The organism is Neobacillus paridis (assembly GCF_016765675.1).
In the GTDB taxonomy this organism is placed as follows: domain Bacteria; phylum Bacillota; class Bacilli; order Bacillales; family Cytobacillaceae; genus Neobacillus; species Neobacillus paridis.
Genome location: NZ_JAESWB010000165.1, coordinates 35,369 through 54,501, shown reverse-complemented (window position 1 = coordinate 54,501; position 19,133 = coordinate 35,369). Strand labels below are relative to the sequence as shown.

Annotated in this window: 17 protein-coding genes; 15 read left to right on the top strand and 2 right to left on the bottom strand. The window is 45.3% G+C overall.

From position 1 onward, the window contains the following. Positions 1–22 precede the first annotated feature (22 nt). The 9 genes from purC (at position 23) to purD (ending at position 9,885) form a co-directional block, all read left to right on the top strand. Positions 23–736, top strand: coding sequence for a phosphoribosylaminoimidazolesuccinocarboxamide synthase (purC, locus tag JK635_RS08745; protein ID WP_202653569.1), 714 nt, complete (start codon positions 23–25; stop codon positions 734–736). Then, entirely contained in the window at positions 729–983 is a 255-nt protein-coding gene (gene purS / locus JK635_RS08740) for a phosphoribosylformylglycinamidine synthase subunit PurS (RefSeq protein WP_202653568.1), read from the top strand. The genes purC and purS overlap by 8 nt, the downstream gene beginning before the upstream one ends. Beyond that, positions 980–1,663, top strand: coding sequence for a phosphoribosylformylglycinamidine synthase subunit PurQ (gene purQ, locus JK635_RS08735; protein WP_202653567.1), 684 nt, complete (start codon positions 980–982; stop codon positions 1,661–1,663). The genes purS and purQ overlap by 4 nt, the downstream gene beginning before the upstream one ends. Continuing rightward, positions 1,647–3,875: a phosphoribosylformylglycinamidine synthase subunit PurL gene (gene purL, locus JK635_RS08730; protein ID WP_202653566.1), complete on the top strand. Its 2,229-nt coding sequence runs from the start codon at positions 1,647–1,649 to the stop codon at positions 3,873–3,875. Before purQ ends, purL begins: the two co-directional genes overlap by 17 nt. Beyond that, a complete protein-coding gene (purF, locus tag JK635_RS08725; protein WP_202653565.1) occupies positions 3,851–5,260 on the top strand; it encodes an amidophosphoribosyltransferase in 1,410 nt (469 codons plus the stop codon). The genes purL and purF overlap by 25 nt, the downstream gene beginning before the upstream one ends. A 5-nt stretch (positions 5,261–5,265) precedes the next feature. Continuing rightward, positions 5,266–6,300: a phosphoribosylformylglycinamidine cyclo-ligase gene (purM, locus tag JK635_RS08720; RefSeq protein WP_202653564.1), complete on the top strand. Its 1,035-nt coding sequence runs from the start codon at positions 5,266–5,268 to the stop codon at positions 6,298–6,300. Further along, positions 6,297–6,875, top strand: a complete 579-nt coding sequence (purN, locus tag JK635_RS08715) for a phosphoribosylglycinamide formyltransferase (RefSeq protein ID WP_202653563.1) — start codon at positions 6,297–6,299, stop codon at positions 6,873–6,875. Before purM ends, purN begins: the two co-directional genes overlap by 4 nt. A gap of 1 nt (position 6,876) precedes the next feature. Then, the gene (gene purH / locus JK635_RS08710) at positions 6,877–8,412 is read left to right on the top strand and encodes a bifunctional phosphoribosylaminoimidazolecarboxamide formyltransferase/IMP cyclohydrolase (protein ID WP_202653562.1); all 1,536 of its coding nucleotides are present in this window, start codon (positions 6,877–6,879) and stop codon (positions 8,410–8,412) included. A 204-nt stretch (positions 8,413–8,616) separates the two neighbouring features. After that, a complete protein-coding gene (purD, locus tag JK635_RS08705; RefSeq protein ID WP_202653561.1) occupies positions 8,617–9,885 on the top strand; it encodes a phosphoribosylamine--glycine ligase in 1,269 nt (422 codons plus the stop codon). A 52-nt stretch (positions 9,886–9,937) separates the two neighbouring features. Here purD and JK635_RS25460 read toward each other — a convergent pair whose 3' ends face one another. Further along, a complete protein-coding gene (locus tag JK635_RS25460) occupies positions 9,938–10,051 on the bottom strand; it encodes an EYxxD motif small membrane protein (RefSeq protein ID WP_368857080.1) in 114 nt (37 codons plus the stop codon). A 76-nt stretch (positions 10,052–10,127) separates the two neighbouring features. Beyond that, positions 10,128–10,421, bottom strand: coding sequence for a YgaP family membrane protein (locus JK635_RS08700; protein WP_202653560.1), 294 nt, complete (start codon positions 10,419–10,421; stop codon positions 10,128–10,130). 159 nt (positions 10,422–10,580) lie between these two features. Here JK635_RS08700 and JK635_RS08695 point away from each other — a divergent pair, with 159 nt between their 5' ends. From JK635_RS08695 to ligA, 6 genes are all read left to right on the top strand, one after another. Continuing rightward, a complete protein-coding gene (locus JK635_RS08695) occupies positions 10,581–12,326 on the top strand; it encodes an adenine deaminase C-terminal domain-containing protein (protein WP_202653559.1) in 1,746 nt (581 codons plus the stop codon). 72 nt (positions 12,327–12,398) lie between these two features. Continuing rightward, positions 12,399–13,430, top strand: coding sequence for a DUF3048 domain-containing protein (locus JK635_RS08690; protein WP_202653558.1), 1,032 nt, complete (start codon positions 12,399–12,401; stop codon positions 13,428–13,430). 25 nt (positions 13,431–13,455) lie between these two features. After that, entirely contained in the window at positions 13,456–13,767 is a 312-nt protein-coding gene (locus tag JK635_RS08685; protein WP_202653557.1) for a YerC/YecD family TrpR-related protein, read from the top strand. A gap of 293 nt (positions 13,768–14,060) precedes the next feature. Further along, positions 14,061–14,744, top strand: a complete 684-nt coding sequence (gene pcrB / locus JK635_RS08680) for a heptaprenylglyceryl phosphate synthase (RefSeq protein ID WP_202653556.1) — start codon at positions 14,061–14,063, stop codon at positions 14,742–14,744. 64 nt (positions 14,745–14,808) lie between these two features. Further along, entirely contained in the window at positions 14,809–17,064 is a 2,256-nt protein-coding gene (gene pcrA, locus JK635_RS08675; protein WP_202653605.1) for a DNA helicase PcrA, read from the top strand. A gap of 57 nt (positions 17,065–17,121) precedes the next feature. After that, positions 17,122–19,128, top strand: a complete 2,007-nt coding sequence (ligA, locus tag JK635_RS08670; RefSeq protein WP_202653555.1) for an NAD-dependent DNA ligase LigA — start codon at positions 17,122–17,124, stop codon at positions 19,126–19,128. The last annotated feature ends 5 nt before the right edge of the window (positions 19,129–19,133 follow it).

The following is a 19,133-nucleotide window of genomic DNA, read 5'->3' as shown; positions in this document are numbered from 1 at the left end:
TAAAAAATAGGAGTGATCCACAATGAAGGAACTGCTATATGAAGGAAAAGCGAAGCGACTTTATGCAACAGAGGACGAACAGGTTGTTCTTGTTGAGTACAAAGATTCTGCTACCGCCTTCAACGGACAAAAAAAGGCGGAAATCGCCGGTAAGGGCAAATTAAATAACGAGATTACCAGTTTGTTATTTTTAAAGCTTAAAGAAAACGGTATCGATTCGCATTTTATTAAGCGTGTCTCGGAAAATGAACAACTTGTCAAAAAGGTGGCGATCATCCCGCTTGAGGTTGTTGTCCGCAACGTTGCTGCCGGCAGTCTGTCAAAGAGATTGGGAATTGAGGAGGGGGCACCATTAACTGCTCCCATCGTGGAGTTTTACCTGAAAAATGATGAACTTGGCGACCCGCTTGTCACCGTAGACCATATTTATGAACTAAAGGTAGCAAGTGCATCAGAGATAGCTATATTACGAGAAAAGGCACTACAAATTGATAAAGTGCTAACAGACTTTTTTGCTGACCTTGGCATTCGGTTAATCGATTTCAAGCTGGAATTTGGTAAGGATCAGGACGGACAAATTTTACTGGCCGATGAAATCTCCCCAGACACCTGCCGTCTATGGGACAAACAAACAAACGAAAAGTTGGATAAGGACGTATTTCGCCGTGATTTAGGCAGCCTGACAGAAGCGTATGAAAAGATTTTAGAAAAACTTGGAGGTCACCAGCATGTATAAAGTAAAGGTATATGTCATATTACGGGAAAGTGTTTTGGATCCGCAGGGCCAGGCTGTAACCCATTCGCTAAATTCGTTAAATTATCGAGAAGTAACCGATGTTCGCATCGGCAAATACATGGAATTGACAATCGAAAAATCGGAACGCGAGATCAATGAGGTAGTTGATGAAATTTGCCATAAGCTGCTTGCAAATCCAGTCATTGAAGATTACCGATACGAGATAGAGGAGTGTGTCGTGCAGTGAAGTTTGCGGTGATTGTCTTTCCGGGATCCAATTGTGATGTTGACATGTACCATGCGATTAAGGATGAGCTCGGGGAAGAAGTAGAATATGTATGGCATGATGCTGACACCTTAGACAGTTATGACGGAATCCTGCTTCCGGGCGGCTTTTCTTATGGCGATTATCTCCGTACTGGTGCAATTGCCCGTTTCAGCAGGGTGATGCAAGAGGTCATCAAAGCTGCCGATGCCGGGAAACCAATCCTTGGTGTCTGCAACGGATTTCAAATCCTTTTAGAAGCAGGCCTCTTGCCCGGGGCAATGCGGCGAAATGAAAGTCTTTCCTTCATTTGCAAGCCGGTTGAATTGAAGGTTGAAAACAACACCACTATGTTCACAAACAGCTACGAGGAAGGTCAGACGATTACGATCCCAGTCGCCCATGGCGAAGGGAATTACTACTGTGATCAAGAAACTCTAGCAAACTTGAAAGCAAAAAAGCAAATTGTTTTTACCTATAAGCAAAATCCGAACGGGAGTCTCGAAAATATCGCTGGAATCATCAATGAAAACGGAAATGTCCTCGGAATGATGCCGCACCCGGAACGGGCTGTAGATGCCCTTTTAGGCAGCGCAGACGGGCTGAAACTGTTTCAATCAATCGTAAAGACTTGGAGGGAATCGCATGTTGTTAAAGCATGAACCAAATCCAGAGCAAATCAAAGCCGAAAAACTCTATCAACAAATGGGTTTATCTGATGAAGAATTTACGATGGTTGAAAATATTCTTGGCCGCATTCCGAACTGGACAGAAACGGGCTTGTTTTCCGTCATGTGGTCGGAACATTGCAGCTATAAAACCTCCAAGCCGGTCTTAAAGAAATTCCCGACAACGGGGGAAAAAGTGCTTCAAGGTCCAGGCGAGGGTGCGGGGATTGTCGACATTGGCGATAATCAGGCGGTTGTGTTCAAAATCGAAAGTCATAACCATCCATCGGCGATTGAGCCCTATCAAGGTGCAGCCACAGGGGTAGGCGGAATTATCCGTGATGTTTTTTCAATGGGTGCCCGACCGATTGCGATGCTAAACTCCCTCCGTTTTGGGGAGCTTGATTCGGCCCGCGTTAAATATTTATTTAAAGAAGTTGTTGCCGGAATCGCTGGCTATGGTAACTGTATTGGAATTCCAACAGTTGGCGGTGAGGTGCAATTTGAACCAAGCTATGAGGGCAATCCGCTGGTAAACGCCATGTGTGTTGGTCTGATCGACCATAAGGATATTAAGAAAGGTCAGGCCCACGGTGCTGGCAATACGGTCATGTATGTAGGCGCGAAAACTGGCCGGGACGGGATCCATGGAGCCACCTTCGCTTCGGAAGAATTGACCGAACAGTCCGACGAAAAACGCCCGGCTGTACAGGTTGGTGACCCTTTCATGGAAAAACTGCTTCTTGAAGCCTGCCTGGAGCTAGTACAATCAGATGCTCTAGTGGGGATTCAGGATATGGGAGCAGCCGGCCTCACCAGTTCTTCGGCAGAAATGGCAAGCAAGGCCGGAATGGGGATCGAAATGAACCTCGACCTTGTACCACAGCGGGAAACCGGAATGACTGCCTATGAAATGATGCTGTCGGAGTCACAAGAGCGGATGCTGATTGTCATTGAAAAAGGCCGAGAGCAGGAAATTATTGATTTGTTTAAAAAATATGATCTGGAAGCAGTGGCAATTGGTACTGTCACCGATGATAAAAAACTGCGTCTAATCCATCATGGAGAAATCGTTGCCGACGTTCCGGTCGATGCACTGGCGGAGGATGCCCCGGTTTATCATAAGCCTTCAAAAGAACCTGCATATTTTGCCGAGTTCCAAGCGATGGCTCCAGAAGTTCCACAGGTTGACGACATAAAAGAAACGTTCATCCAAATTCTGTCACAGCCAACGGTGGCCAGCAAAGAATGGGTTTACGAACAATATGACTACATGGTACGGACAAATACAGTTGTGGCACCGGGTTCTGATGCCGCCGTCCTTCGGATTAGAGGTACTAAGAAAGCATTGGCGATGACAACCGATTGTAATTCCCGCTTTGTTTATCTTGATCCGCAAACCGGTGGGAAAATTGCCGTCGCTGAAGCGGCCCGCAATCTTGTCTGCTCCGGTGCCGAGCCATTAGCGGTTACTGATAACTTAAATTTCGGCAGCCCGGAAAAGCCGGAAGTATTTTGGCAGATAGAAAAATCCGCCGACGGCATTAGTGAAGCCTGCCGTGTCCTTGGAACTCCGGTCATCGGTGGGAACGTCTCTTTATACAACGAAACAAGCGGTACGGCCGTCTATCCAACCCCGGTCATTGGCATGGTGGGGCTTGTCACCGATCTTGACCATATTACAACGCAGCCGTTCAAAAACAGCGGCGACCTGATCTATTTAGTAGGGGAAACAAAACCGGAATTTGGCGGCAGCGAACTGCAAAAGCTGCTTAACAACGGAAGAATCTACGGCAAGGCCCCTGAAATAAACATCGAGCTTGAAAAAGAACGCCAGGATCAGGTACTGGCGGCTATTCGCGCCGGTGTCGTGCAGTCGGCACATGATTTAGCAGAGGGCGGTTTGGCCGTTGCTTTGGCAGAATGTCTTTTTGACAATGGGGAACTGGGGGCAGACATCCACTTAAATGGCAACCCGGTCACAGCTTTATTCAGCGAATCGCAGTCGCGTTTCCTATTATCGGTGAAAAAAGAAGATCAACAACAGTTTGAAAGTTTAGTAGCAGCAGAGCTGATTGGTCAAGTGAATCAAACCGGCAGCCTGAACATTACCGTCGAAGGGGAAAACATTTTGGAGGCGGAAGTTGCCGAATTACGCGCAGCCTGGAAAGGAGCGATCCCATGCTTGCTGAAATCAAGGGATTAAATGAAGAGTGCGGCATCTTTGGTGTTTGGGGACACCATGATGCCGCCCAGCTGACCTATTATGGCCTTCATGCCCTTCAGCATCGTGGCCAAGAGGGAACAGGGATTGTTGTTTCCGATGGCAAAATGTTAAAAGGGGTAAAGGGAGAAGGATTAGTAACGGAAATTTTCACCGCAGAAAGCATGGCTGAATTAACCGGATCGGCGGCCATCGGCCATGTCCGCTATGCAACAGCAGGAGGAGGCGGCTACGAGAACGTTCAGCCGCTCCTGTTCCATTCCCAAACCGGCAGTTTGGCGCTAGCCCATAATGGAAACTTGGTCAACGCCAATTTCTTAAAGCACCAGCTTGAAGCACAAGGAAGTATTTTTCAGACGAGCTCCGACTCAGAAGTATTGGCCCATCTGATCAGAAGAAGCGGTTTTCCCAACATCAGCGATCAAGTGAAAAATGCCTTGTCAATGCTAAAAGGGGCCTACGCTTATTTAATCATGACCGAGACCGAGCTAATGGTGGCATTGGACCCGCATGGCCTGCGACCGCTATCGCTCGGCTGTCTAGGTGATGCCTATGTTATCGCCTCGGAAACATGCGCCTTTGATGTCATCGGAGCCCAGTATATTCGTGATATTGAACCGGGAGAATTATTAATTATCAATGATATAGGCTTAAAGTCAGAACAGTTTGCTGTCAGTTCAACAAAAGCGATGTGCATGATGGAATATGTTTATTTTTCCAGGCCGGACAGCAATATTCTTGGCGTTAATGTCCATACAGCCAGGAAAAACATGGGGAAACGGCTGGCCCTTGAGGTGCCGATTGAGGCAGATGTGGTAACGGGTGTTCCAGACTCCAGTATTTCCGCAGCGATCGGTTATGCTGAAGCGGCCGGGATTCCTTATGAAATGGGGTTAATCAAGAACAAGTATGTCGGCAGGACGTTTATTCAACCCTCGCAATCGTTGCGGGAACAAGGGGTGAAAATGAAGCTGTCTGCAGTCCGCGGCGTTGTTGAAGGAAAACGGGTCATCATGGTGGATGATTCCATCGTTCGCGGCACGACGAGCCGACGAATCGTGAACCTGTTAAAAGAGGCAGGAGCGACAGAAGTCCACGTTGTCATCAGTTCTCCCCCGATAAAAAATCCTTGCTTTTACGGTATCGACACATCATCGAAGGAAGAATTGATCGCCTCCGATAAATCTGTCGAAGAAATCCGCCAGATTATTAGTGCTGATTCGTTAACCTTTTTAAGCTTGGAAGGAATGCTGGCAGCTTTAGGGCAAACAGAGGGAACGAACGGATTTTGCCTTGGCTGCTTTACCGGGAATTATCCGACAGAAATTTATCCCGATACACTTCAATACTATTACCAAAGGGGGTAGCGGCTGTGGCCAATGCATATAAACAAGCAGGCGTTGATATCGAAGCCGGCTATGAAGCAGTTAAACGAATGAAAAAGCATGTCGAAAAAACAGCCAGAGCCGGTGTCCTCGGCAGCCTGGGCGGTTTCGGCGGCATGTTTGACCTATCGGCATTAAATTTAAAAGAACCGGTGCTGGTGTCAGGCACCGATGGCGTCGGCACGAAAATCATGCTCGCTTTCATGCTGGATCGTCACGATACGATTGGAATTGATGCGGTCGCGATGTGTGTGAACGACATTGTCGTTCAAGGAGCAGAGCCGCTTTACTTTTTAGATTATATAGCCTGTGGAAAGGCAGAGCCTGAGAAAATTGAAGCCATTGTCAAGGGGGTCGCTGATGGCTGCCAGCAGGCCGGCTGTGCCTTAATCGGCGGGGAAACAGCAGAGATGCCTGGGCTTTACCGCGAAGAGGAGTACGATCTTGCCGGGTTTGCCGTAGGCGCTTGTGAAAAGCAGCAGCTTGTCACCGGCGAAACGATTAAGCCGGGTGATGTCTTAATTGGGCTGGCCTCAAGCGGCATTCACAGCAATGGTTACTCACTAGTGAGAAAGGTATTTAACAACTGGTCGTTGTTGGAGTTCGTGGATGGACTCGAGTGTACATTGGGCGATGAATTGTTGAAACCAACGAAAATCTATGTGAAATCGATCTTGGCTGCTCTGAAAAAATTCAATCTGAAGGGTATGGCCCATATCACCGGCGGCGGTTTTATCGAAAATATTCCACGGATGCTGCCGGAAGGTCTGGGGGCGGAGCTTGATGAAAGAAACTGGCAGATACCTGCTATTTTCAAGTTAATCTCTGAGGTTGGGCAAATTGATTATAACGAAATGTATAATATTTTTAACATGGGAATCGGTATGGTAATTGCTGTTGACCGGGAGGAAGCTTCTGCCGTAATGGAGCATTTTCAACAATGTGGTGAAACGGTTTATGAAATTGGGGTTGTAACCGCTCAAGAGGGGATCATTATTAAAGGACGCGGTGGACGCCGATGAAGAATATTGCCATCTTTGCATCTGGAAGCGGGAGCAATTTTCAAGCGATTGTCGAGGCGGTCAGGGCGGAAGAACTGGCGGCGAAAATTTGCCTGCTTGTTTGTGACAACCCAAAGGCCTATGTATTGGAGCGAGCAAGGAAGGCGAGGATTCCAACATTTGTGTTTCAGCCAAGGGAATACGCCAGCAAGGAAGAGTTTGAGCAGCAAATTGTTACCCAGCTTAAGGAAAGAAACGCAGAGTTCATCGCACTTGCCGGCTATATGCGGCTGGTCGGGCCAACGCTTTTAAGGGAGTACGAAGGCCGGATTGTGAATATTCATCCGTCGCTGCTGCCGGAGTTCCCGGGTAAAGATGCCATTGGTCAGGCGTTGGCCGCCAACGCCAAATGGAGCGGTGTGACGATTCATTTTGTTGATCAAGGAATGGATACTGGTCCAATCATTGTTCAGGAACGAATCCGGATTGCCGATGATGAAACGAGAGAAAGTCTGCAACGGAAGATTCAGGATACCGAACACAAGTTATATCCAGCGATTCTGCAAATGCTGTTGACAAGAGGAGAGGGAAAATAAAATGAAAAAACGTGCATTAATAAGTGTCTCTGACAAAAGCGGAGTGGGGGAATTTGCTAAGGAACTCAGCCGTCTTGGGTTTGAAATTATTTCAACAGGCGGGACGAAAAAAATGCTCCAGGAGCAAGGTGTACCTGTTCTTGGTGTCAGTGATGTAACGGGATTCCCGGAAATTCTTGAAGGCCGTGTTAAGACATTAAATCCTTTGATCCATGGCGGGTTACTGGCCAAACATGATGATGAAGGGCATCAACAACAGCTAAAGGAACATGGCATTGAACCGATTCAACTTGTCTGTGTCAACTTGTATCCATTTCAGCAAACCATTGCAAAACCGGATGTAACCGTCGAGGATGCCATCGAAAATATTGATATCGGCGGACCGACGATGCTTCGGGCCTCGGCAAAAAACCATCAGTATGTAACGGTTGTCGTCGACCCGGCGGATTATGTAACGGTTATCGCTGAGTTAAAGGACCACGGTGAGACGACACTTGAAACGCGCCGTAAGCTGGCGGCAAAAGTTTTCCGTCATACGGCAGCCTATGATGCTCTTATTGCCGAATATATGACAAATCTTGCAGGTGAGGAAACGCCGGAAAAGTTAACAGTTACATATGAATTAAAGCAATCCCTTCGTTATGGTGAAAACCCGCATCAGAAGGCCGCTTTTTATCGCAAACCGCTCGGTTCGACCTTCTCGATTGCATATGCGAAACAGCTGCACGGAAAAGAATTATCCTACAATAATATCAATGATGCTGATGCTGCCCTGCAAATTGTCAAAGAATTCACTGACCCGGCGGCAGTTGCCGTAAAACATATGAACCCGTGTGGCGTCGGTACTGGAACAACGGTATTTGAGGCATTTGAAAAAGCCTTTGAGGCGGATCCAGTTTCAATTTTTGGCGGAATCGTTGCTTTCAACCGGGAAATCGATACGCAAACAGCTGCGAAACTTCATGAAATCTTCTTGGAAATAGTGATTGCCCCGTCCTTCACGGACGAAGCGGTAACGATTTTAGCAGCGAAAAAGAATATCCGCTTACTCACTGTTCCATTTGGACAGTCGCAAAAAGCAGAGTCGAAGTTGGTAACCGTTGAAGGCGGATTGCTTGTCCAAGATCGCGACAATTATACACTAGACGATGCCACGATCACGATCCCAACAAAGCGGCAGCCTACTCCTGAAGAATGGGCAGCTTTGAAGCTTGGGTGGAAGGTCGTGAAACATGTAAAGTCGAACGCGATTGTTGTTGCAAATCAAGATATGACGCTCGGGATTGGTGCGGGACAGATGAATCGCGTTGGTTCAGCAGAAATAGCCCTTAAACAGGCTGGCAAGCGAGCAGAAGGGGCGGCACTGGCCTCCGATGCCTTCTTCCCAATGGATGATACCGTCGAAGCAGCGGCAAAAGCAGGCATCACTGCGATTATTCAACCCGGCGGCTCGATTAAGGACGCGGATTCGATTAAAAAAGCCGATGAATATGGTATCGCCATGGTATTTACCGGGGTAAGACATTTTAAACATTAATGTTGAAGTGCTTTCTACGATTCGCTAATATGTTGGTTGAAATCGCTAATAAACTAGACGAAACCGCTAATAAACGAGTTGAAACCGCTAATAAATGAGTCGATATCGCAAATAAACGAGACAAAACCGCAAATCAGATTGTTAAATTCGCTAATATAACTCAATTAATCGTTATTTTTACAATAAGAAACGGAGGTGGGCAGCGTGAAGGTTCTAGTTATCGGACGCGGTGGCAGGGAGCATGCGATATGTCGCAAGGTCAGCGAAAGTCCGCTGGTTGAGAAAGTATTCGTGGCCCCCGGGAACCCCGGCATGACAGATGTGGCTGAACTTGTTGCCATTGAGGAGTCCAACCACGAACAGCTGCTGGATTTTGCCCAGTCTAAAGAGGTCGGCTTAACCATTATCGGTCCAGAGGTTCCGTTGTTAGCAGGACTGGCTGATCAATTTCAGGCGGCAGGATTAAAAGTGTTTGGTCCGCAAAAAGCAGCGGCGGAAATTGAAGGCAGCAAATCGTTCGCCAAAGAATTGATGAAAAAATATAAAATCCCAACGGCTGATTACGCGGTGTTTACCTCCTATGAGGAAGCGCGTCAGTATGTCGAGGAAAAAGGGGCGCCGATTGTCATCAAGGCAGACGGTTTAGCGGCAGGAAAGGGTGTAACAGTAGCGTTCACGAAAGAAGCGGCGTTCGCTGCTCTGGAGGAGATGTTAGTTGCGGCAAGATTTGGCGAAGCCTCTTCACGTGTTGTTGTCGAGGAGTTTTTGAGCGGGGAAGAATTTTCGTTAATGGCATTTGTCAATGGTGAGGTCGTGATACCGCTTGAAATTGCTCAAGATCATAAACGGGCATACGACGGGGACGAAGGTCCGAATACCGGCGGAATGGGGGCGTATTCCCCTGTGCCGCAAATCGGTTCGGAAACGGTGCAAACTGCCGTCGACACCATTTTGATTCCAGCCGCAAAAGCATTAGTGCAGGAAGGCAGGAGCTTTTGCGGAATTTTGTATGCAGGGTTGATCAAGACGGCTGAGGGTCCAAAGGTCATCGAGTTTAATGCTAGGTTTGGCGATCCGGAAACACAGGTGGTGCTCCCACGGCTGCAATCAGATTTAGTCGAAGTAATCCTTGAACTTTTAAGTGGCGGCCGACCGATTCTGACATGGGACTCCCAAGCAATGCTTGGGGTGGTTGTTGCTTCAAAGGGATATCCGGGAAGCTATCAAAACGGTGCTGTCCTGGCTGGTTTAGCAGACATTGATCAATTTGTTTTTCATGCTGGAACGGCCAAGAATCAGGCCGGGGACTTTGTTACAGCAGGCGGCAGGGTACTTCTTGTGGGGGCAAAAGCACCCGGACTCAATGAGGCACAGGCAAAAGTTTATAAAGAGCTTGAAAAAATAAACTGTTCGGGTATTTTTTATCGAAAAGATATCGGTATGAAGGCGATCGCCGCCGCATATCGCGGCTGATTGACAAAACTCACAGTTATATGTGTAAGCATGCGGAAATCGGACTCGAAATTCATTGTCGAGCCCGATTTTTTGTACGGCGTGTGAAAGCATATAGGATGGCGACAATGCTTCCAATTAACAAAATAACGACAAATGAAGTATGCGTTACCCATTCACCAATCATGGTGACCAACTTCCTTTCCAAAGGGCTGTCCGGTTAGGGGCAGCCATCTATTTTGTTTGAGAATGTGATCCCCTCATCAAGATGGGTTATCTGTGAAAACATCATCAGTCAGCCCTTCCATGCCGTCGAGCGAATCTTGCTCACCACTGGACTGCTGCGGCATTTGCTGACATTTTTCAAAAAATGCCGTCATCGGACAATAGCGAACAATTCCTTCCGCTACCTTCATGGCTGCACAGATGGCGACAAACAAATAGGAATCCCGCCAAGGCCGTTTTACCAGTTTTGCCGTGCACCATGTTAGAATCGTTAATCCTGCAGTAATTCGAATTAACGCGTTGATAATCCCAATATTTGGTTTTACATTCATTACGCTCACTCCTTCGCAAATCGTTTACAGTTTTTATCAATTCTTTACTGCTTTAACTGAGAAAATATGATAGTATAGTAATTAAGATAATTTGTAAGGGTTTTCTTTTTAGAAAAATTTCATTTGAATTATAGATATTACACTTAGGGAGGGTTTCGTATGCTGGAACAGCGCTACCGTTGGAAAAATAAACATTTACGCATGCATGTGTCCGTTTTGGACGGGACGATATCACCCACTATTTTATTAAAAAATGCCACCTATCTAAATCAAACCTTCCGGAAATGGATGAAAGCTCATATATGGATTTTCCAAGATCGGATTGTCTATGTCGGTGAAAACTTACCAAAACATGTGGAAAATTGTGAAGTGATCGATTGTTCGGATCAAATCCTCGTACCAGGTTACATCGAACCGCATGCTCATCCGTTCCTGTTATATAATCCCCATACACTTGCGGAATATGCATCACAGTTTGGCACGACGACTATCATTAATGATAACATGCCACTTGTTTTAAATTTCGAAAAAAAGGAAGCGTTTTCATACCTGAATGATCTTCAATCAATTCCGACAACCATGTTTTGGTGGTGTCGCTTTGATTCCCAAACGGAAATTTTGCATGAGGAAGAAAAATTTTCGCACAGTAATATTAAGTCATGGCTTGAGCATGAGTCTGTTCTCCAAGGAGGGGAACTGACGGGATGGCCGAAGCTGTTAAACGGTGATGATATGATGCTTCATTGGATTCAGGAAGCAAAAAGAATGCGAAAGCGAATTGAAGGTCATTTTCCGGGTGCATCCGAAAAGACATTGGCCAAAATGATGCTCTTGGGCGCAGACTGCGACCACGAAGCGATTAACGGGGAAGAAATTTATACCCGTCTAATGCAAGGCTATATGGTGTCATTAAGACATTCATCGATCCGTCCCGACCTTCCTGATTTATTAGACGATATGAGAAGAATGGGCATTGATGCCTATGATCGGATGATGCTAAACACCGATGGGGCCACTTCGCCTTTTTACGAGCAAGGGGTTACCGACCAATTAATCCGGATTGCCATTGAAAAAGGAGTTCCCGTCATGGACGCCTATAATATGGCGACTGTAAATATTGCCAGATACTATAATATCGATTATATACATGGAAATATTGCAACAGGACGGGTCGCCAATATTAACTTTTTATCAAGTATTGAGAATCCGACGCCGGTTTCGGTTTTAGCAAAAGGAAGATGGGTAAAACGCGATGGGGTGAAGGTTGAGGGTGCCTATCCGCAATTCGATTGGGGACCATATGGGCTTAAACCGCTAGAATTAAATTGGCAATTATCAATGGATGATTTACAATTTTCGATGCCTTTTGGAATTAAAATGGAGAACTCTGTTATTACGAAACCCTATTCCATTTCAATTGATGTTTCGAGTGATGAGCTGTCGACTAATCATGATGAAAGTTTCTTTACGATGATTGATCGAAAGGGAACATGGCGGATTAGCACTATGTTAAAGGGGTTTACGTCTAAATTGCAGGCGTTGGCAAGCTCCTTTTCCAATACAGGCGATATCATTTTAATCGGAAAAAGCAAACAGGATATGCTTTTTGCTTTTAATAGAATGAAAGAAATGGGCGGTGGCATTGTTCTCGTAGAGAATCGCAAAATTGTTTGTGAACTGCCGCTGCCTTTAGCCGGGGTTATGTCTAGTCTCCCAATCGAAGAGTTGATGCTTCAGCAAAAAACGCTGTTTGCAGAATTGGTAAAACGGGGTTATGCTTTTAACGATCCAATTTATAGTTTATTATTCTTGCAATCAACTCACCTGCCATACATTCGTGTTACACAGCAAGGAATGTATGACGTCATAAATAAAACAGTACTCTTTCCGACAATAATGCGTTAAAATATAAAGGTATTACTGATTTAAAGTATAAAAGAATTTATCAACTTGACTGGAAGCAGGGGTGTTCATTAGATGAAGAAATGGGCTGTTGCGATAGCAGCTGTCCTTCTACTTTTTTCTGGCTGCAGTAAGGAGAAAGTGAAGGAACCGGAGAAGAAAGAGAAAGCAGCCAAGCAGGTCGTGAAAAAGCAGGAAACTCAATATACTTTTCCTTTAACAGGTATGGCTGCTGCGAAAGAGCCGGAGCAAAGAGCGATAGCGGTGATGATAAATAATCATCCGAAGGCACGGCCGCAATCCGGTTTAAGCAAGGCTGATGTGGTATACGAAATTCTTGCAGAGGGTGATATTACCCGTTTCTTAGCTGTGTTTCAAAGTGAAAAGCCGGCTAATATTGGTCCAGTAAGGAGTGCCAGAGATTATTATATAAAGTTAGCCAAGGGTTTGAATGCTCTTTACATTGCTCACGGCTACAGCCCGGAAGCAAAGAAAATGCTCAACAATAATTATGTCGATAATTTAAACGGAATGGTGTATGACGGTACGTTATTTAAACGCTCTACAGCTCGAAAAGCCCCCCACAACTCTTATATTACGTACGAGAATATTTTAAAAGGGGCAAAGTTGAAAAAGTATTCGATGAAAAAGACAACACCAGGCTTCCAATTTTTGTCGGATGAAGAAATGAAAAATTTATCCGGTAAAGCTGCAAATTCCGTTGATATAAACTATTCAACTGGCGGAATCTCCAATTCTTCGTTTGTGTATGATGCTGCACTCGGAAAATACAAGCGCTTTTTCTCCGGTGGTCAACAAACCGTCGATTTGGAAACAAACGACCCGGTTTTAGTGGATAATATTTTTATCATTGAAGCAGTTCATAGCTTTATCGACTCTTACGGGCGCCGGGATATTGATTTAACTTCTGGCGGGAAAGGCTATTTGCTGCAAAAAGGCAAGGTAAATGAAGTGAATTGGGAAAATCATGATGGCCTGATTGTTCCGCTGAAAGATGGACAAGAGGTGCGAATGGTACCAGGGAAGACATGGGTCAATGTAGTTCCGACCAAACCGGGATTACAAAAGAGTGTTAGCTTTAAATGATTCTCATATTAAAGGAGTAAGATATATGCAAATTGATAAATTACGGGGTAAAGAACTCGATCAATTATTTAAGGCGATCCTTTCTTTAAAGGATCTGGAAGAATGCTATCGATTTTTTGATGATTTATGTACGATTAACGAAATTCAATCATTAGCCCAACGCCTCGATGTTGCAAGAATGCTTCGCGAGGGTAATACCTATCATAAAATTGAAACCGAAACAGGGGCAAGCACGGCAACGATTTCACGGGTAAAACGCTGCTTGAATTTTGGCAATGATTCCTATGAAATGGTACTTGAGCGGATTAAAGAAGATCGTAAAGAAGAAGAGGAATGACCAGCCGGAGATCCAAGTCTCCGGTTTTTCCTTTTAGGATAAAAGCTGAAAGTATTAATCTTACATATTTGAAGCTTTTTTTACAAAATCCCTCAATAATTCTACAAAATTAGGAATAAAAAGGGAATTTCACTTCGTTAATGTGTCAGATCTACATAATCAAAGCTCTTTTATTATAAAGTGGCTTCCCGTCCTATATATTTCCAACCCCAGATTTAATGTTTTCTTTTTGAATCGTTTCCGCAAATGCTATAATGATGTAATGGAATTAGAATACAGGAGGACTCCTTTCAATGTACGATGTTAGCAAGTGGCGCCATGTATTTAAACTTGACCCCAATAAAGAAATTTCCGATGAAAAATTGGAATTACTGTGTGAATCAGGAACGGACGCAATTTTAGTTGGAGGAACGGACGGGGTGACACTCGACCAAGTCCTACATTTAATGGCGAGAATTCGTCGCTATACGGTTCCGTGTGTTCTCGAGGTATCTAGCATCGAGACAGTAACACCGGGCTTCGATCTTTATTTTATCCCAACGGTCCTCAACAGCAGCGACCCAAAATGGGTTACCGGACTGCATCATCAAGCTGTAAAAGAATATGGTGAAATCATGAATTGGGATGAAATCATCATGGAGGGCTATTGTATCCTTAACGAAAATTGTAAAGCTGCCCTATTGACAGCAGCAAACTCCAATTTAGCGGCGGATGATATAAAGGCATATGCAATGATGGCAGAGAAAATGTTTCATCTGCCAATCTTCTATTTGGAATATAGCGGAAAATACGGGGATCCGGGGCTAGTGGCTGAAGTGAAAAAAACGCTTGAGAGCACAACTTTGTTTTATGGCGGCGGTATTTCGACCTTTGAACAGGCAACAGAAATGGCCAAGCATGCTGATGTAATTGTCGTGGGCAATGCCATTTATGAGAATTTTTCTAATGCCTTGGAAACTGTCCAAGCCATCCACTAAAGATTTGCCAGAATACGAAATAAACGATAAAATAAGAACAAACGTTTGTACGGTGGTGAAAAAATTGCAATATTTAACTGATAAGCTTCTTAACGGCTTAAATCCGGAGCAGCAAAAAGCAGTCAAGGCAACAGACGGTCCACTGTTAATTATGGCCGGTGCCGGCAGCGGCAAAACAAGGGTGTTAACACATCGTATTGCTTATTTAATTGTTGAAAAGCGCGTGAATCCCTACAACATTCTAGCGATTACCTTTACCAATAAAGCGGCCCGGGAAATGAAAGAAAGAATTGCGAAGATGATGGGCGGGACAGCCGAAGAAATTTGGATTTCGACGTTCCACTCCATGTGCGTTAGAATTTTACGCCGGGACATTGACCGGCTCGGTTTTAATCGTAATTTTACTATCCTTGACTCAGCCGATCAGCAATCGGTGATCAAGGGCATTTTGAAAGATAAAAATATAGATGCCAAAAAATTTGATCCGCGGGCCATTCTTGGTTCGATAAGTTCGGCAAAAAATGAATTGATAGATCCCGAGGAATATGCTAAAACTGCCGGCGGCTACTATGAGCAAGTTGTCAGTGATGTGTATGAAGAATATCAAAAGCGCCTCCGGAAAAATCAGGCGCTCGACTTTGATGACTTGATCATGAAAACGATCCAGCTATTTAAGCGTGTTCCGGAAGTGCTGGAATATTATCAACGCAAATTTCAATATATACATGTCGATGAGTATCAGGATACGAACAAAGCCCAGTATATACTCGTCAAGCTACTGGCAAGCCGCTTTAAAAATCTCTGTGTCGTCGGCGATTCGGACCAATCGATCTATCGTTGGCGCGGCGCTGACATTACCAATATTCTTTCGTTTGAAAAAGATTATCCCAATGCCACAGTGATTCTGCTTGAGCAAAACTACCGTTCAACGAAACGAATTTTGTTAGCGGCGAACAAGGTGATTGAACATAATTTTAACCGCAAGCCGAAAAATCTGTGGACGGAAAACCCGGAAGGAAACAAGATTGTTTATTACCGTGCTGATAGTGAGCAGGGCGAGGCCCAATTTGTCGCCGGAAAAATTAAAGAGTTAACCCGTGACAATCAGTATAAGCTGTCTGATATGGCTATCCTTTACCGCACCAATGCCCAATCGCGTGTGATGGAGGAAGTGCTGTTAAAATCAAATATAAGCTATCAGATTGTCGGCGGGACGAAGTTCTATGACCGCAAAGAAATTAAAGATATGCTGGCGTATTTACGGCTTATATCTAATCCGGATGATGATATCAGTCTGCAGCGGATTATCAATGTCCCAAAACGCGGGATTGGAGCGAGCTCTTTAGATAAAATTGCAAGCTTTGCAGCAGCGCATGATCTTTCTATTTTTGAGGCATTGAATTCGGTTGAACTGATTGGGCTAAGCCCGAGAATCACCAAATCGGCGAGAGAATTCCGCGACTTAATCAAAAACTATACGCAAATGCAGGAATTCCTTTCAGTTACGGAGTTAGTCGAGGAAGTCTTAGAGAAAACAGGTTACTCGGAAATGCTGAAAGCGGAAAAGTCAATCGAAGCGCAAAGCCGCTTGGAAAACCTGGAAGAATTTTTATCTGTTACGAAGAACTTTGAGGAAGTAAATGAAGACAAAAGCCTCGTTGCCTTCTTAACCGATTTGGCTTTAGTCGCCGACATTGATTCGATGGATGATGAAGGGGAAAAAGCGGATTCCGTCGTCCTGATGACCTTGCACTCGGCAAAAGGGCTGGAATTTCCGGTTGTCTTTTTAATCGGGATGGAGGAGGGCGTCTTCCCTCATAGCCGCTCATTAATGGAAGAGGCGGAAATGGAGGAAGAACGGCGCCTTGCTTATGTTGGCATTACCCGAGCGGAGCAAAGCTTGTTCCTCACCAATGCCCAGATCAGAACGTTGTTTGGCCGTACTAATGTCAATCCGGCATCACGGTTCATCAGTGAAATTCCGGAAGAACTTTTAGAAGGGGTCGAACAGGAGACTAGTGTGGACACGCCGTTTGGGTCAAGACCCTTTGGCCGATCGGGATCGGCAACATTTGGGACATCGAGATCATCCTTCGGAGCTCCTGCAGCACCTAGAAAACCGGTGATGAGGCCGACTTCTTCCGGCGGTGAAAATGTCGCTTGGAAGGTCGGCGATAAAGCAGAACACGGGAAATGGGGAATTGGAACGGTTGTCAGTGTGAAAGGTCAAGGCGAAGGAACAGAGCTTGATATTGCTTTCCCAAGCCCAATTGGCATTAAACGTCTACTGGCAAAATTTGCACCTATCAAACAGGTGTAACAAAAACTCCCGTTATGGAGTCCAATTTAATGATTTTTTCAGGAAAGGGCTGGATATATGGACCTTCAAACTGCTGAAACAAGGATACAAGAATTAAGAAGTTTATTAAATCAATATGGCTATGAATATTATGTGTTAGACAAACCGTCAGTACCGGATGCGGAATATGACCGTTTAATGCAGGAGCTAATCCAGTTGGAAGAACAGTTTCCCCAGCTTAAAACTCTGGACTCGCCAACCGTTCGTGTTGGCGGTGCCGTACTTGATATGTTTGAAAAAGTTGAGCATCGGATTCCGATGTTAAGCTTGGGAAATGCCTTTAATGAGCAGGATTTGCGCGACTTTGACCGGAGAGTCCGTCAGGCTGTCGGCGATTATGTATCCTATGTGTGTGAACTGAAGATTGATGGACTAGCGGTTTCCCTGCGATATGAAGACGGTCTGTTTGTTCAAGGCTCCACCCGCGGTGACGGCACGATCGGCGAAGATATCACGGCAAACTTAAAAACGATTAAATCGATTCCGCTGCGTTTAAAGGAACCAATTTCCATCGAGGTTCGCGGGGAAGCATACATGCCAAAGCGTTCATTTGAAGCTTTAAATGAAGCCAGGAAAGAGCGGGGTGAGGAACTGTTTGCCAACCCGAGAAATGCTGCGGCAGGTTCACTCCGCCAGCTCGATCCGAAAATAGCTGCCTCAAGACGGCTGGATATCTTTTTGTATGCTATTGGAAACCCCGAGGTAATTGGAGCTGCTACCCATAGCGACAGTCTTGACCAATTAGACAAGCTTGGCTTTAAAACAAATAAAGAACGGCGCAAATGTGCCACAATTGATGATGTATTGGCATACATCCATAACTGGACTGAAAAACGCCCACAACTTCCGTATGAAATAGACGGGATTGTCATCAAAGTCGATTCACTTGCCCAGCAGGAAGAACTCGGCACAACGGCTAAAAATCCGCGCTGGGCGATTGCCTATAAATTTCCGGCTGAAGAAGTGGTTACGACCCTCTTAGATATTGAAGTTAGCGTTGGCAGGACGGGTGTGATTACGCCAACCGCCATTCTTACTCCTGTTAAAGTAGCCGGAACAACTGTTCAACGTGCCTCGCTCCACAATGAGGATTTAATTCGGGAGAAAGATATTAGAATCGGCGATAAGGTTGTGGTCAAAAAAGCCGGCGATATCATTCCGGAGGTGGTAAATGTTCTTGCTGGTGAGCGAACAGGTGAAGAGGTTGATTTTCAGATGCCGACCCATTGTCCGGAATGTGGTAGTGAACTTGTCCGTCTTGAAGGTGAGGTTGCACTGAGATGTATTAATCCGAAATGTCCGGCACAAATTCGTGAGGGGCTGATTCACTTTGTCTCTCGTAATGCCATGAACATTGAAGGCCTTGGAGAAAAGGTCATTAGTCAGCTGTTTGCTGCAAAATTAATCAGTGATGTCGCTGATATTTATAAGCTAACTCGTGAGCAACTGCTGGCGCTGGAAAGAATGGGTGAAAAATCTGTTTCCAATTTATTAGCGGCGATTGAAGCATCGAAGGGCAATTCCTTGGAGAAATTGCTGTTTGGACTTGGTATCCGTCATGTCGGGGCAAAAGCAGCCAAAACACTGGCAATCCAATTTGATACCATGGAAAAACTGGCTGCCGCTTCAAAAGAGCAGTTAATCGCAATCGCTGAAATTGGCGACAAGATGGCCGATTCCATTGTCAGCTTTTTTGAACAGGAAGAAGCGAAGGAACTCATTCAGGAGTTAGTGGCTGCCGGAGTTAATATGGAATACAAAGGGGCAAAACCCGTTTCAGCAGCGGAACTGGATTCGATTTTTGCCGGAAAAACAGTTGTGCTTACTGGAAAACTCGAGCAGTTAACCCGCAGTGAAGCAAAGGAAAAGCTGGAATCCCTTGGTGCCAATGTTTCCGGAAGTGTGAGTAAAAAGACAAATCTGGTCATTGCGGGTGCCGACGCAGGTTCAAAGCTAACCAAGGCACAAGAGCTGGGAATTGAAGTGTGGGATGAAGAGAAGCTGCTGGAAGAATTAAATAAGTAAGAGGT